Source organism: Streptomyces sp. NPDC059455 (genome assembly GCF_042750115.1).
Taxonomy (GTDB): Bacteria; Actinomycetota; Actinomycetes; order Streptomycetales; family Streptomycetaceae; genus Streptomyces; species Streptomyces endocoffeicus.
Genome location: NZ_JBHYVB010000030.1, coordinates 16114 through 30630, shown reverse-complemented (window position 1 = coordinate 30630; position 14517 = coordinate 16114). Strand labels below are relative to the sequence as shown.

Here is a 14517-nt window from a genome sequence, read left to right as displayed (position 1 = left end):
GCGGCTGCGAGAATCGCGCCATGTCCGTCTTCACCCACCCCGGCCGCCATCGGGTGGCGGTGCTGGTCCGCCACGGGCTGCTGCCGTTCGAGCTGGGCATCGCGCACCGGCTGTTCGGCCGGGCCGTATCGGCCGCGGGCGAGCCGCTGTACGAGGTGGTGACCTGCGCGCTGGTCCCCGGTGAGGTGCGTACGGACTCCGACGTCACGATGAACGTCGCACACGGCCCGGAGGCGCTGGCCGAGGCCGACACCGTGCTCGTCCCGGCCGCCAACGAACCGGACGCGCCACAGACCGAGGGCAAGCTGGGCGCCGAGCTCACCGGCGCCTTCGCCCGGATCCGCCCCGGCGCCCGGATCGCCTCGATCTGCACGGGGGCGTTCGTCCTGGCGGCCGCGGGGCTGCTGGACGGCCGCCGGGCGACCACCCACTGGCAGGAGGCCGACCGGTTCCGGGAGCTGTTCCCGGCCGTCGCGCTCGACCCGGACGTCCTCTACGCGGACGAGGGCGAGGTGCTGACCTCGGCCGGGGACGCCGCCGGTATCGATCTGGTCCTGCACATCATCCGGCGCGACCACGGCGCGGCGGTGGCGGGCGAGGTGGCCCGCGCCTCGGTGGTGGCCCCGCATCGCGACGGCGGCCAGGCGCAGTTCATCCGGCGGCCGGTGCCGGAGCGGCGCGGCGGCTCCACCGGCGCGGCCCGCGCCTGGGCGCTGACCCGGCTCGACCGTCCGCTGACCCTGCGGGAACTGGCCGAGCGGGAGTCGATGAGCGTACGGACCTTCTCCCGGCGGTTCCGGGACGAGGTGGGGACGACCCCGGTGCAGTGGCTGACCCAGCGGCGCCTCGAGCGCGCCCGGCAGCTGCTGGAGGAGAGCGATCTGCCGGTGGACCGGATCGCGGCGGACGCGGGGTTCGGCACCGCCGCCTCGCTGCGACAGCATCTGCACACCGCCCTCGGGGTCTCACCGAGCGCCTACCGCGCCACGTTCCGCGGCAGCGCGACCCGGCCGCCCGCCCGCCCGTGAGACGGGCTCGCCCCCGGACCGCTGGCGGTTCGGGCGGCGCGACGGGCGGCGGCCACCGGCACGCCCGCCTCCGTGGGTGCCTGCCATAGTGAGCTCATGACCGACGCGTACGAGCGGATGATGCGGGCCAACCAGGCGAACTGGGACGCCCGGACCACAGTCCATCTCGCCAGCCGGTTCTACGGGGTCGAGGAGGAGCCCGACCCGTCCCGCTGGTTCGCCCCCTGGGAGTGGGACGACCTCGGCGAGGTGGCCGGCCGCGACGTACTGCACCTGCAGTGCCACCTCGGCACGGAGACGATCGCCTTCGCACAGCGCGGGGCGCGGACCGTCGGCCTCGACTTCTCCGCGGCGTCCGTGACGGCGGCGACCGGCATCGCGGCGCGTGCGGGCCTCGACGTGACCTATGTGCGGGCCAACGTGTACGACGCCGTGCAGGCCCTCGGCGGGCGGCGGTTCGACGTCGTCTACACCGGCAAGGGTGCCCTGTGCTACCTCCCCGACCTGGACCGCTGGGCCGGCATCGTCGTCGAACTGCTGCGTCCCGGCGGCCACCTGTACCTCGTGGAGTTCCACCCGCTCCTCAACTCACTGGGCCCGAAGCCCACCCCCGGAGCAGGGCCCGAACTCCTGCTCCGCCACGACTACTTGGGTGGCAACGGCCCCGTACACCGCGACGCGACGCACACCTACACCGACGGCCCGGCCGTCGAGGGCGCCACCGACAGCTACGAGTGGATGCACGGACTGGACGAGGTCGTCAACGCCCTGATCGAAGCGGGGCTGGACATCCGGCGACTGCGCGAGAGCCCCGAACTTCCCTGGCCGCGCTGGCCCCATATGACGCGCGCCGCGTCCGGCTGGTGGCGGCTGCCGGCGCCGCGGATCCCCCTGCTGTACGGGCTCCTGGCCCGCCGGTCATGATCTGTCCAAGTAACCCAAGGAGGGTTCCATGAAAGCTGTGAGCGGTCAGCGGCAGTTGCGCATAGAGGTGTGGTCGGACGTCGTGTGCCCGTGGTGCTACATCGGGAAGCGCAGGCTGGACAAGGCACTCGGCCGGTTCGAGCACGACGGCGACGTCGAAGTGGTGTGGCGCAGCTTCCAGCTCGACCCCACCCATCGCAGCGGCCTGCGGGAGCCGGTGTACGACGCCATGGCCAGGAAGACGGGAGTCTCGCGCGCCCAGGTCCGTTTGATGACCAGGCAGGTCGTGGAGCTGGCGGCGGAGGAGGGGCTGGCCTTCGACTTCGACCGCGCCATCTCCGTCAACACCTTCGACGCCCACCGCCTGAATCAGCTCGCCCGCGCCCACGGCCTCGGCACGGAGATGCACGAGCGGCTGATGCGCGCGTATCTGATGGAGGGCGAGCTTGTCGACGACGTGGAGACGCTCGTGCGGCTGGGGACCGAAACGGGCGTGCCGGCCGACGAGGTGCGCCGCGTACTCGCCGGGGACGCCTACGCGGCCGACGTCCAGGAGGACACCCGCGAGGCCCAGGCGCTCGGCGCGACAGGCGTGCCCTTCTTCGTCCTGAATCGCGCGTACGGCCTCTCCGGCGCGCAACCAGTCGACGCGCTCCTGTCCGCGCTGCGCACGGCCGGCGCCGCACCGAGCTCAGCGGCCCGCTGACCGTCCACCCCGTAGGGCACCAATGCGGCCGAAACCCGCTCCTCGTGAGCACCTGGGCGGGCCATCAACTCCCCAACGGCGTCCGGAGCTGGTGGCGGATCGTGAACTGGCCGGTGCCCAGGGTGTGGAACCAGGTCTGGATCCGGTGTTCGTTGTGGGTGGTGGCGAGCGAGAGGAGCAGCAGCAGTCGGGCCTTCTGCGGGGTCAGATCCTGGGCGCCGATGACGCCGCGCACATCGGGGTCGTAGACCGCGCCGGAGCCGGTGCGGGAGGCGGAGACCATGACCACCCCGTTCTTGACGGCGTCGTCCCGGGCCTCGGTCATGGCCGGGGAGAGTCCGCCCGCCCCGGCGCCCGCAGTGACGATCCCGGCCGCCCCGGCGTCGGCGAACGCCTTGATGGCCTGGGGTCCGGCGCCCTGGTAGCTGTAGGCGATGTCGACCTTCGGCAGTGGCCGCCGGGCGATCCGGTCGAGGTCGAACGGGGTCTTCCAGCCGGGTTTGCCGCACTGCTCGACCCGGGCGGGCGCGCGGTTGAGGCGGATGTGGTTCTGGTCGATGACACCGAGCTCTCCGCTGCTGCCGCTGCGGAAGGCGTTCAGCCGCAGGGTGTCGGACTTGCGCACCTCGCGGGCGGCGTGGATCTGGTCGTTGAGCATCACCACGGTGCCGAAGCAGGTGGTCCGGCCGCTGGCGGCGAGGTGGATGGCGTTGTAGAGGTTGGCCGGGGCGTCGGAGCCGATCACCGTCCAGGGCCGCATGGCGCCGGTGAGCACCACGGGCTTGTCGCTGCGGACGGTCAGGTCCAGCCAGTACGCGAACTCCTCCATGGTGTCGGTGCCGGTGGTGACCACGACGCCGTCGTTGAACTTCAGGGCGTGGTCGACGGCGGCGGTGAGCCGACGGTATTCGGGGATCGTGTAGTTGTTGGAGTCCTTGTTGCCGAACTGCTGGGTGGTCACGTCGGCGATCCGGTTCACCTCGGGTCTGAGGTCGTTCACCAGCCGGGACACCGGGAGCTTCCCCGCCTGGTAGTCGTCGAAGGACACCTTGGTCTTGCTGACGCCCGCGATGGTGCCCCCGGTGCCGATGACGGCGACCTTGGGGGTGGGTCTGGGGATCGGCTCCGCGGCACCGGCGAGGGAGGCCGTGGCCCCCAGGGCGAGGGCCACCAGAGTGATCAGTACGCCGGAGCGGCGGACGAGCTGAGCCATGGGGACGTCATCTCATCGGTGGAGTGCGTGACGGGTCGGCCCTTCTTCAGCCACTCTCCACGGTAACCACGGACTTCTCCGGCAGGCGAGGGCGGCGCAGCCGGGCCAGCAGCAGGGCCACATCGTCGTCCGGCGCCCCGTGCAGCGCGGCCAGCACCTGGTCGCAGATCCGCTCCAGCGGGCCCTGGTGGCGGCGCAGCAGTTGAACCAGGGTGTGCAGCCCCACATCGAGGGACTGATGGCGCTTCTCCACCAGGCCGTCGGTGAACAGGGCCAGCAGCGCGCCCTCGGCCAGTTCCCGCTCCACCGAGGCGAAGGGGACGCCGCCGACGCCGAGCGGGGCGCCGGTGGGGATGTCGATGAGCTCGGCGTCGCCGCCGGGATGCACCAGCACCGGCGGCAGATGGCCGGCGGTGGACATCTCGCACCGTCCGGTGCGCGGATCGCAGACCGCGTAGAGGCAGGTGGCGATGGACTCCCCCAGGCTGGGCGTGATCTCGTCGAGATGGCACAGCACCTGGGCCGGGGGCAGCCCGAGCCGGGAGAAGGCCCGGGTGGCGGTGCGCAGCTGGCCCATGATGGCCGCGGCGTGGATGCCCTTGCCCATGACATCGCCGACCACCAGCCCGACCTTGCCGTCCGGGAGGGGCAGCACATCGAACCAGTCGCCGCCGGCGGCGCTGACCGCGGGCAGGTACCGGGAGGCGATCTCCAGGCCGTCCAGGTCGCGCGGCTGCTGGGAGAGCAGGCTGCGCTGGAGGGTGAGCGCGGCGTCGCGTTCGCGGGCGTAGAGCCGGGCGTTGTCGATGCACAGGGCGGCGCGGATGGCCAGTTCGCAGGCGAGAGTGAGGTCCTCCTCGTCGAACGGCCTGGGGTTGATGGTGCGGTGCAGGCTGAGGGTGCCGAGCACACTGCCGCGGGCGATCAGCGGGGCGGCGATGTACGAGTGCACACCCTCGCGCAGCAGCACCCTGGCGGCGTCGTCGTCCCGGGCGATCCGCCGTACGTCCTTCTCGGTCACGTGCGGCACCAGCAGCGGCCGGGCCTCGCGGACGCACTGGGTGATCAGCCGGGTGGGTTCGTAGCGGGCGATCTGCCCGACCGGATCCGCCGCGTGGACGGCGTCGGTGGGGTACCCGGCGGCGACGGCGAGCGCCCGGAAGCGGGCGGAGCCGTCGGTCCACACCCGGGGCGTGGCCTCGCGGTGCACCACGGAGTCCAGGACGTCGACGGCCGCGAGGTCGGCGAGCCGGGGCACGGTCACATCGGCGAGTTCCTGGGCGGTCTGGCGCAGATCCAGTGTGGTGCCGATGCGGACGCTCGCGTCGGCGATCATGGCCAGCCGCTCCCGCGCCTCGGCGATCTCGCTGGTCTCCCGGTGCCGTCGGGAGATGTCCATGATGGAGACGGCGATGCCCAGGATCCGGCCGCTGGGGTCCTCGAGCCGGTAGTACGACTCCGACCAGGCGTGGTCATGGTCGGGGTCGGCGGGGGTCCGGCCGACGCTCTGCTGGTCCAGCAGCGGCTCACCGGACTCCAGCACCTGCCGCATCGCGCCCTCTATGGCCTGGACGTCGAGCCCCGGCAGCACCTCCCCGAGGCGGTGGCCGCGCACCTGGGACTCGGTGATCGAGTTCATCTGCTGGAGGGCCGGGTTGGCGACCAGCCAGCGCAGCTCGGTGTCGAACACCGCGAGCCCCACGGGCGACTGTTTGATCAGGAAACCGGAGACGGCCAGGTCGGTCTCCAGCAGCCGTACGGTCCCCTCGTCGGCGGCCAGGCCGAGCGCGTAGCCCTCGCCGTGGGTGTCGCGCAGGCCCATGGTGCGGAACTCCACCTTGAGGGTGGAGCCGTCCGGGCGGCGGACCGGGAAGACACCGGACCAGGTGTCGCCCGCCCGCACGCGTGCGAAGAGCTCCACGGCCGCCCGGCGGTCCTTCGGGTGGACCAGCAGCTTGTCCGCGCGGCGCCCCAGCGCCTCGGCCGCCCGGTAACCGAACAGCTGTTCAGCCTCGGGGCTCCAGAGGGCGATCCGTCCCTCGACGTCCAGGGCCACGGCGGCGACCCGCAGCAGGTCGAGCACCCCTCCCGGGCCGGTCGCCATGCTGCTGATAGCCGCCTCTTCCTCCTGGTCCACACGGTCATGCGTCGTCATACCGGCACCTCACCGGCTCGCCGTGCCCTCCTACTGTCATACCTCGCCCGGCGGGCCGCCGCACACGGATATGACATGGGCACGGTCTCAGATCCCGGTTCAGATGGTGAAGGGCCGCTGCCGGGCGAAAGCGGAGTTCGGCGCACCCGCCTGGAAGAGGTTGGGCGTCTGGTCGGGCGGCATCCGCTTGACGATCTCCCGGTGCAGCCCACGGTAGCTGCCCGCGAAGGCACCGCCCCGCCAGACCTCCAGCAGGGTACCGGTGAACAGCCCGTTGACGATCCCGTCGGCCGAGGTCTGATTGTCCTGGCAGCCGGAGATCTGCAGCACACTGGCGTCGATCCTGGCGAGGTCCTTGGCGGTGCGGGTGTTCTGGATCCGGTCGTAGGCGTCGCGGTCGCGCTGGTAGACGGCGGTCTGCACCGACTGGGGCATGGCCCGGATTCTGCGGCCGACCTCCTGGGGGTCGGCGGTGCTGAAGCGCCGGTCGAGCTCCTGGGGGCTGAGCATCTCGGGCAGCCGCCGGGCCACGGTGCCGCTGTGGCAGCTGTCGGAGAGCAGCCAGATCCGCACCCCCTTGGCGAACTTCCCGAACAGCTCGAAGAGCTCGTCGTCGACCAGCTGCCGGTCGTACAGCACCCAGGTCTCGTCGAGGCGGTCGCCGGTCTCGTCGTGGTTGAGGTCGGGCACCTGGCCGCCGTGGCCCGAGTAGGTGAGGTAGAGGATGTCCCCCTCGGCCAGCCGCCCGGCCGCGGCCTCCAGGGTGGCGGTGACCGTCTCCGCGGTGGCGGCCGGGCTCAGCAGCGGGCCGGTCACATCGAACCCCGCGGCGTCGGCGAGCCCGGCCATGTCCATGGCGTCCTGCTCGCAGGCGCCCAGCTCACCGCTCCAGCCGTCGTACGCCGCGGGGTCCACCTGATTGAGTCCGATGTGAACGGAGAGGCCGATGGACATGAGAGCTCCTTGGGTCGAGGACGTGCGACGGCTCACCATCGCTCGTCACTAAGCGATGATGCGGGGCCGCGCCCCGCCATGCCCTGTTCTCCGGCCCCATCCGGAGGAGGCGCCCCCGCACGCACTCGGTGGGCGCCGCGGCCGTCAGGCCCCGCGCGGCCGGGCGTCCAGAGCCCGCAGCGCCATATCGGCGGCGCGCTCGAAGTAGCCGGGCTCCAGAGGCGCGCCACGGGCCGAGACCCGCCAATACACCAGCCCGCCGAGCAGATCGAGCGCCAGCTCGCGGTCGAGGTCCGGCGGTAGCTCACCGCGCTCGACCGCCCGGTCCAGCGCGTCGGCCATCCGGGCGCGTCGCGGCTCGCCGACGCGACGGGCCAGGGCCTGACTCAGCTCCTCGTCGCGCTGCGCCTCGGCGATCAGGTCCGGCAGGATGCGGGAGAACCGCGGATGGGTCAGCCAGTCGGCCACCGCGTGCAGCCCGGCCAGCACATCGCCGCGCAGGGATCCGGTGTCGGGCGGCTCGACCAGGGCGACGCTCAGCTCGGACACGACCGCGATGACCATCCGCTGCTTCGAGGGCCACCGCCGGTACAGGGCGCTCTTGCCCACCCCGGCCCGTTTGGCCACGGCCTCCATCGACAACCGGCCGTAGCCCTGCTCGGCGAGCTCGTCGAGGACGGCTTCGGAGATGGCCGCGGTCTTGTCCGCGCGCAGGGTGGCGGCGCCGCTCGGAGGGCGCCGTACGGGCTCCGACATGACTCCGAGGTTAACAGATGGACGGGACGGTACCGTCTCGTTCTATGCTGTGCGGACGGGACGGTACCGTCCCGTCCTGTTGATTACCGCTGATTGAGGAGAGGTACGTCATGGACGACCGCGTCAAGGTCTTCGAGCGGGCGAAGGAACTGCTGCTCGGCCACGACATGATGGGATTCGCCGATCTGTGGGCCGTGGACGGCACCATGGAGTTCCCCTTCGCCCCGCCCGGCCGGCCGCGTCTGCTGGAGGGGCGTGAGGCCGTGCGCGAATACGTGCGGGACTACACCGACCACATCGATCTGCGCGCCGTCGCGCACGAGGTCGTCCATCTCACCGAGGACCCCGGCGTGCTCATCGTGGAGTTCTCGATGGACGCCGTGGCCGTCGGAACCGGCCGCCCGCTCCGCCCCGGCTACGTCGCCGTCATCACCGTCCGTGACGGCGAGATCGCCTCGTACCGTGACTACTGGAATCCGCTGATGCTCAACGAGATGAACTTCGGTTCCGAGGAGGGCCGGACCCATGGCTGAACCCACCGTTCTGGTCCTCGGCGCCACCGGGAACACCGGCTCCGAGGTGCTGCGGATGGTGCGCGCGGAGGGCACGCGGGCGCTGGCCGCCACCCGGCGGCCCGAGGCCGCGGCCGCCGCGGGCGTGGCCGACGCCGTACGGTTCGACTGGCACGACCCGGCCGGCCACGCGGCGGCGCTGCGCGGTGTGGACCGGCTCTATATCGTCGCGCCCCTGGGGGTGGCCGAGCCGCTGTCCGTGGTCGAGCCGTTCCTGAAGACGGCGGTCGCCCAGGGCGTACGGCGGGCGGTGCTGCTGAGCTCGTCCGCGGTCGACGAGGCGGACACCGGCCTCGGCGCGCTGCACACGCTGGTGCGGCGGACCGTGCCCGAGTGGGCGGTGCTGCGGCCCTCGTGGTTCATGCAGAACTTCACCGGTGACCATCCGGCGGCCCAGGCCGTCCGCGGCGACGGCGAGATCGTCACCGCCACCGGGGACGGCAGGGTGGCCTTCGTCGACGCGACGGACATCGCCGCCGTCGCCACCCGGGCCCTGCTGGACGACCGTCCGCACAACACGGACCACGTCATCACCGGCCCGGAAGCGCTCGGTTACCCGGAGGCGGCGCGCATCCTGGCGGAGGTCTCCGGGCGGCCGGTCCGCCATATCGCGGTGGAGACCGGGGAGTTGGTCGAGAGGCTGAAGGCGACAGGGCTGCCGCCGGAGTACGCCGTGTTCCTCGCCGGGCTCGACGAGGACATCCGGCACGGCGCGGAGGACCGTACGACGGACACCGTCGAACGGGTCACCGGGCGCGCTCCCCGCTCGTTCCGCGCCTTCGCCGAGGCACACCGCGCCGCGTTCGCCCCGGAGGCCGCGGGCTGATCCGCGAAGATCCGCCGGACAGGGCCTAACGGAACAGCACTCCGGGGAGGCCGGGGTGGTCGATGGCCTCCTGGAGGGCGGCGCGCAGGGTGCGACTGTCGGTGAGGGGGCCGCCGGGCCGGATCAGCCAGACATGGCCCTGCCGTACGCAGCCGGGCCTGGGGCAGCGCAGCACCCGGCCCGGCCCCGCCGCGGCCACCGTGCGGCGGCGGGCGTGGGCCGTCCCGGCCAGCCAGACCTTCCACTCGGCCGCGGATCCGGGCGGCACGAGGAAGGAGAGCACATGGCTGGCGGTGGCCAGCATCACCGGTCCCGCCGCGTCGCGCCGCTGCAGCGCCTGGACCACCGCGGTGCCGATGTCGTCGCACATCCGCACCAGGTCGAAGACCGGGCCCACCGGCAGATCGGCGAGGCCGGTGCCGCTGGCCCACTGGAGCCGCACCCGCCCGGGGTCCTCGCTCGCGGCCAGCAGCCATTCGGCCGCGTCGGTCTCCACGGTGACCCGCATCCGGCGCTCCCCCCGCGCCCACGCGCTCATGAAGTGGCCACCAGCGGCAGGGTGAACCACACCTTCTTCCCCCGGACTCCGGGGTCGGGCGGCTCGGTGCCCCAGTCGGCCGCCAGGTCCTCGACGATGGCCAGCCCCCGCCCGGACTCCTCGGTGGGCTCCGGCCTGCGGGCGACCGGGATCACCGGCGAGCCGTCGGCCACCTCCACCCGCAGCTCACGGCCGAAGCGTTCCAGCGAGACGGTGATGGTGACGGTGTCGGCGGGGCCGGAGCTGCCGTGCTCCACGGCGTTGGCGAACAGTTCGTTGGTGGCGAGGACGACATGGTCCACGATCGCGCCGAGCCGCCAGTCGCGCAGATGTCCGGCGACCATCCGGCGCACCGCGGCGGCGCGGTCGGGCAGGGCGGGGAACTCCGCCCGGAAGAGCCGGCGGGTGTCCAGCGGGATCACCGTCCTCTCCCCTCCGGAGCAGGGGACGGGGATCGCCGGGGCGGCCGGGCCGTCGGCCGGCGCGGTTCTCGGCGCGGCGGCCCGCCCGGTAACCGGATCGGTTCGCGGGCGGTCCGCGGAGACCGCGACGCCACGGATCGGGCCCATCGTCTCGCCCTCCTCATCGGCCGACGCCGGCCGGTGCGACAGTCCTGGACAGGATCGGCTCACGGTGTCGGTCCTCACGGTCCTCATCGGTCTGTGGACTCTGGTGGCATACGGGCACATGGGGTGATTGATGTTCCGGTGAGCGGGTAAGCGCATTCTGGCGACCGACGGCGTGGCATCTGAGCTGGTGACAGGTGGTGCGCACACCCCACCCGACCCGCCTGGACCAGCTGCCACGGACGGAGACGGCCCGGTCGCGGTGAGTGCCGGATACCGGCATGGTTCCTCCTTCGAAGGCAGCGCAAAGCGCCATCGGTCGCCGTTCATGTAGACAAACGGTTGGACCGGCCGGTGGGCGAGAGGGCGTGGGGGTTGTCCGGTTGTACGGGCGTAGTGGTTCGGGCTGTACGGTCCGGACGTGGCAAGCGTGAGCGAGGGCCGCGAAGGGCGGCCCGGCCCGGGGGAACGGTCCGGTGTGGACGGCAGACGCGTCCTGGTGACCGGGGGCTCCCGGGGGCTGGGTGAACAGATCGTACGGCTCCTGGCGGCCGGCGGGGCGCGGTTGGCCACGTGCGCGCGGACCCCGGAGCACCTGCGGTCCCTCGCGGCGTCCCTGAGCGCCGAGGGGTACGGGGAGCCGTTCACCCGAGCCCTGGACGTCACCGAGCCGGAGCTGCTGGAGCGGTTCGTGGATGCGGCGGGGATACGTTTCAGCGGTCTTGACGGCGTGGTGGCCTGCGCCGGTGGCGCCCGCGGCCGCGGCATCGAGGACGCCGGTCCCCGGGACTGGTCGCTGACCTGGGAGATGAACGTCGGCCATACGGCCCGGCTGGTGAAGGCCGCGGTGCCGCATCTGCGCCGGGCGGGCGGCGGCTCCGTGGTGGTGATCGCCTCCATCTCCGGCTGGAAGCCGGGACCGCAGGCGCAGTACGGGGCGGCCAAGGCCGCCCAGATCCATCTCGCGGCCTCACTCGCCCGTGAGCTGGGCCCGGACGGGATCCGGGTGAACGCCGTCTCCCCGGGGTCCATGCTGATCCCCGGGAAGCGGTGGGACCGGATGCGCACCGAAGAGCCCGAGGCCTACGCCCGGTTCACGGCCGAGCTGCCGCGCGGTGAACTGGTCACCCCCCGAGAGGTCGCCCAGGTCGTGGCGTTCCTGCTCTCGGACGCCTCGAGCGGGGTTTCCGGTGCGCATCTGCCCGTTGACCGAGCCCAGAACGCCCCCACGCCGGGAGGCTATTGACCCCCGGCGCTCCCCCGAGCGGAGGCGCTCCGGACACGCCACCGGCCGCCCACACGGAGCGGCCGGAGACCTCACTCCAGGCACCGGCGGGGCGAGGCCCCGAGGCCGGATGCCTCAGGCGGCCACGCCGAGCACGGTCCGGGAGCGCTGCTCGAACTCCCTGACCACGGGCTCCCCGCGGCGCGGCCGCAGCCGGGTGCGGAAGTCGCGCAGCGCCTGGATCGAGCGCTCGCTGTGCACCCCGCTGAGCGTGTCGAGTGCCTCGCCCGCGGTGCCCACGGCCTCGTCCAGCCGGTTCTGCTGGAGGTAGGCCGTGGCCAGCACGGATCTGCTGATGGCCTGGCGCCGGCGCCGCTCGGCGTTGGCGCGTACGGATTCGGCGGCGGCGTGCTCGGCGTCCGTGGCATTGCCCAGGTCGCGGAAGCACAGCGCCGCCTCGGCGGCCAGATAGTGGTGGTCGAGGAAGCGCACCCAGGGCGACTCCTGCTCGGGGCCCTGGCTGGCCTCCAGTTGGGCGTCGGCCGCGCGCAGCGACTTGGACGCCTCGCGGGGCTGGTCCAGTGCCGCGTAGCCACGGGCGGCCATGGCGTGCAATCGCATCAGCCCGAGTGGGCTTCCGGCGTGCTTGGCGGTGGCGACACCGACCCGGGCCAACTCGACCCCCGCCTCGGGCTGGCCCAGGTTGGTCGCCAGATGGGACAGGCCGGCCAGGATCTGACCGCCCAGGACCCGGTCGCCGCCCTCGGCGCACAGCCGCAGCGCCTGGGTCATATAGCGCTGGGCCAAGCCGTATTCGGCGTTGTCATAGCTGCTCCAGCCGGCCATCGCGGCCAGCTTGGCGGCCGCGGTGAACAGCTGGCGCCGCTCCTGCGGTGGCGCGCCGCGCTGCTGGAGCATGGGGACGACCTCGGTCGACAGATAGAGCACGATGCTGGCGCGGACCTGGCCGCCGCCGAAGCGATTGTCCATCTCGTCGAACATGTTGATCGCCGCGTGGACCTGTTCGACGCGGCCGCCTTCGGCCGCGGGTGCTAGCCGGGCGGTGTCCTGGTTCTCGACCAGCCACAGCAGCCATTCACGCTGTGGGGTCACCAGCGCGCCGGCGACGAAGGGCACCGCACCCAGCAGGCTGCGGCGGGATATGTCGGTGGAGCCGAGTTCGGCGAGCGTGTGCAAGGTTTCTGCTACGTCCTCCCGGTAGGCCAGCGCGCGGGCCACGACCGGGCGCTGTCGGTCGGAGATGAACCCCAGCTCGGCGGGGCCCACGGGCCTGCCGAGCCGGTGGGAGAGCACGGCGGCGATCAGCTCCGGCGTGGTGCCGCGCGGCTGTCCGCCTTGCAGCCAGCGGGTGACGGACGCCTTGTCGTAGTTCGACTCGCGCCCCTGCCTACGGCCCAGTTCATTGACCCGTAGGGCCAATGAGGCGTAGGAGCACCCGGATTCCTTCAGAGCGGCGGCCAACGCGCCGTTGGCCACGGCGCCTTGGCGCCCGCTTACCGGCTGTGCGTGATGCGTCACCGTGACCGTCCCTGTGTCGAGCCACGGCGGTCTGCGGGATCCCCGTCGTTCGCCGCCCACCGGTCGGCCGGGGGCCTCAACGACGTTGTGGACATAGGTGGTTGGGAGCCCTCGCCATAGAGGGTGAGATGGGTCACGTGCTCACTATGCGTGGTGAAGCCGTCACCCCGCAACCTTCGTTCTGATAATTTCAAACCGCTCCGCTCGCTCTGTCTGTGTCATCCATCGCGTGGCACACTGTGCAGGCATATGACAGCCATTCCTACGGGAGGCGGACGTGAGCGAGGCACGGCCGGCCGGCGCCGCCCCCACCGTCTTGCGAAGAGTCCTGGGCAAGCGTCTGCGGCATCTGCGCGAGCGGGCGAAGGTGTCGTTCGAGGAAGCCGCGAAAGCCATCGAGGTCACCCCGTTGACCGTGCGCAGGATGGAAAAGGCGGAAGTCGGCCTCAAGATTCCGTATCTCAAGGAGCTGCTGCGGAACTACGGCGTCCGCGGTCCGGAGATGGATGATTTCCTCGCTCTGGCACGCGAGGCCAACCAGCCGGGCTGGTGGCATCAGTTCCGCGATGTGCTTCCAGACTGGTTCAGTGTTTACGTAAGCCTCGAAAGTGAGGCCACCGTCATTCGCGCGTATGAGCCCCACTACGTCCCCGGGCTGCTCCAGACGGAGGACTACGCACGAGCGGTGCTACGCATGGGCTTCCCGCGCGACACCGACGAGGAGCTGGAGCGCCGGATCGCCCTGCGGGTCAAGCGCCAGAGCCTGCTCACCAAGTCGGACGCGCCGACCATCTGGGCCATCCTCGACGAGACGGTGCTGCACCGCCCGGTCGGCGGCTCGCGGGTGATGCGCGACCAGATCGACCACCTCATCGACACCTTGGACGTCCCCAAGGTCAGGCTGCAGATCATGCGGTTCGCCGCGGGGCCGCACCCCGGGGCCTTCGGCCCCTTCCACTACTTCCGCTTCGGATTCTCCGAACTGCCGGACGTCGTCTACACCGAGAGCCTCACCGGGGCGGTCTATGTGGACAAGCCGGCCGAAGTCGTCGCCTATCTCGAGGTCCTGGACCGGATGGCGGTCCAGGCCGAGCCGATCGGCGACAGCAGCACCATCCTGGCCGAACTGCGTAAGGAGCACTGAGATGCACGACCCCGTCTACACCGGAATGCCGGCTACGGACCTGGGCACGGAGGGCTGGGAGAAGCCCTGGAGCGGGTCCAACGGCGGCACCTGCATCGAGGCCAAGCGACTGCCGGACGGGCGGATCGCGCTGCGCCAGTCCACCGACCCGGCCGGGCCCGCGCTGATCTACACCCGCTCGGAGGTGGCGTCCTTCCTGGAGGCGGCGAAGGCCGGCGAAGCGGACTTCCTCATCGCCTAGAGCGGGCCGGCCACGGCCGGTTTCCCGAAACTCCCCGAAAACCACTACGCCCGCACAACCGCACAACCCCGCACCGCACTCCCGTCCCCGCCGTCCCGCCACGCACACTGAAGACGCCGTGGCGGGCGGC

General features: G+C 72.0%; 15 protein-coding genes. 8 read left to right on the top strand and 7 right to left on the bottom strand.

The window, feature by feature from the left end; genetic code table 11:
* The first annotated feature begins 20 nt into the window (after positions 1–20).
* The 3 genes from ACFXB5_RS13535 to ACFXB5_RS13525 all read left to right on the top strand — a co-directional run bounded on the left by ACFXB5_RS13535 (position 21) and on the right by ACFXB5_RS13525 (position 2658).
* A complete protein-coding gene (locus tag ACFXB5_RS13535; RefSeq protein ID WP_385206515.1) occupies positions 21–1028 on the top strand; it encodes a GlxA family transcriptional regulator in 1008 nt (335 codons plus the stop codon).
* Between the two features lie 96 nt (positions 1029–1124).
* Positions 1125–1952: a class I SAM-dependent methyltransferase gene (locus tag ACFXB5_RS13530; RefSeq protein ID WP_385206513.1), complete on the top strand. Its 828-nt coding sequence runs from the start codon at positions 1125–1127 to the stop codon at positions 1950–1952.
* A 28-nt stretch (positions 1953–1980) separates the two neighbouring features.
* Complete coding sequence (locus ACFXB5_RS13525) at positions 1981–2658, top strand: DsbA family oxidoreductase (protein WP_385206510.1); 678 nt, start codon at positions 1981–1983, stop codon at positions 2656–2658.
* Between the two features lie 64 nt (positions 2659–2722).
* Here the strand turns inward: ACFXB5_RS13525 and ACFXB5_RS13520 are convergent, their stop codons facing one another.
* The 4 genes from ACFXB5_RS13520 to ACFXB5_RS13505 form a co-directional block, all read right to left on the bottom strand.
* Positions 2723–3871 carry an asparaginase gene (locus tag ACFXB5_RS13520; RefSeq protein ID WP_385206507.1) on the bottom strand — a complete coding sequence of 383 codons (1149 nt, stop codon included), beginning with the start codon at positions 3869–3871 and terminating at the stop codon, positions 2723–2725.
* 46 nt (positions 3872–3917) lie between these two features.
* Positions 3918–6026 (bottom strand): SpoIIE family protein phosphatase, encoded by a 2109-nt coding sequence (locus ACFXB5_RS13515; RefSeq protein ID WP_385206505.1) that lies wholly within the window; start codon positions 6024–6026, stop codon positions 3918–3920.
* A 99-nt stretch (positions 6027–6125) separates the two neighbouring features.
* Positions 6126–6980: a caspase family protein gene (locus tag ACFXB5_RS13510; protein WP_385206503.1), complete on the bottom strand. Its 855-nt coding sequence runs from the start codon at positions 6978–6980 to the stop codon at positions 6126–6128.
* 144 nt (positions 6981–7124) lie between these two features.
* Complete coding sequence (locus tag ACFXB5_RS13505) at positions 7125–7736, bottom strand: TetR/AcrR family transcriptional regulator (RefSeq protein WP_385206500.1); 612 nt, start codon at positions 7734–7736, stop codon at positions 7125–7127.
* 110 nt (positions 7737–7846) lie between these two features.
* Between ACFXB5_RS13505 and ACFXB5_RS13500 the strand changes: the two genes are divergently transcribed.
* Together ACFXB5_RS13500 and ACFXB5_RS13495 are read left to right on the top strand one after the other, a co-directional pair.
* Entirely contained in the window at positions 7847–8269 is a 423-nt protein-coding gene (locus ACFXB5_RS13500) for a nuclear transport factor 2 family protein (protein ID WP_385206497.1), read from the top strand.
* Positions 8262–9134, top strand: coding sequence for an NmrA family NAD(P)-binding protein (locus ACFXB5_RS13495; RefSeq protein ID WP_385206495.1), 873 nt, complete (start codon positions 8262–8264; stop codon positions 9132–9134). The genes ACFXB5_RS13500 and ACFXB5_RS13495 overlap by 8 nt, the downstream gene beginning before the upstream one ends.
* A gap of 25 nt (positions 9135–9159) precedes the next feature.
* Here the strand turns inward: ACFXB5_RS13495 and ACFXB5_RS13490 are convergent, their stop codons facing one another.
* Together ACFXB5_RS13490 and ACFXB5_RS13485 are read right to left on the bottom strand one after the other, a co-directional pair.
* Entirely contained in the window at positions 9160–9672 is a 513-nt protein-coding gene (locus ACFXB5_RS13490) for a hypothetical protein (RefSeq protein WP_385206492.1), read from the bottom strand.
* Complete coding sequence (locus ACFXB5_RS13485) at positions 9669–10241, bottom strand: ATP-binding protein (RefSeq protein ID WP_385206489.1); 573 nt, start codon at positions 10239–10241, stop codon at positions 9669–9671. The genes ACFXB5_RS13490 and ACFXB5_RS13485 overlap by 4 nt, the downstream gene beginning before the upstream one ends.
* 427 nt (positions 10242–10668) lie before the next feature.
* On the opposite strand from ACFXB5_RS13485, the gene ACFXB5_RS13480 reads away from it, so the two are divergent.
* On the top strand, positions 10669–11484 hold the full coding sequence (locus ACFXB5_RS13480) for an SDR family NAD(P)-dependent oxidoreductase (protein ID WP_385206609.1): 816 nt from the start codon (positions 10669–10671) through the stop codon (positions 11482–11484).
* 114 nt (positions 11485–11598) lie between these two features.
* Here ACFXB5_RS13480 and ACFXB5_RS13475 read toward each other — a convergent pair whose 3' ends face one another.
* Complete coding sequence (locus ACFXB5_RS13475; protein ID WP_385206486.1) at positions 11599–13002, bottom strand: hypothetical protein; 1404 nt, start codon at positions 13000–13002, stop codon at positions 11599–11601.
* A 277-nt stretch (positions 13003–13279) separates the two neighbouring features.
* On the opposite strand from ACFXB5_RS13475, the gene ACFXB5_RS13470 reads away from it, so the two are divergent.
* Positions 13280–14146: a helix-turn-helix domain-containing protein gene (locus ACFXB5_RS13470; RefSeq protein WP_385206484.1), complete on the top strand. Its 867-nt coding sequence runs from the start codon at positions 13280–13282 to the stop codon at positions 14144–14146.
* A 1-nt stretch (position 14147) separates the two neighbouring features.
* Entirely contained in the window at positions 14148–14387 is a 240-nt protein-coding gene (locus ACFXB5_RS13465) for a DUF397 domain-containing protein (protein WP_210946467.1), read from the top strand.
* The last annotated feature ends 130 nt before the right edge of the window (positions 14388–14517 follow it).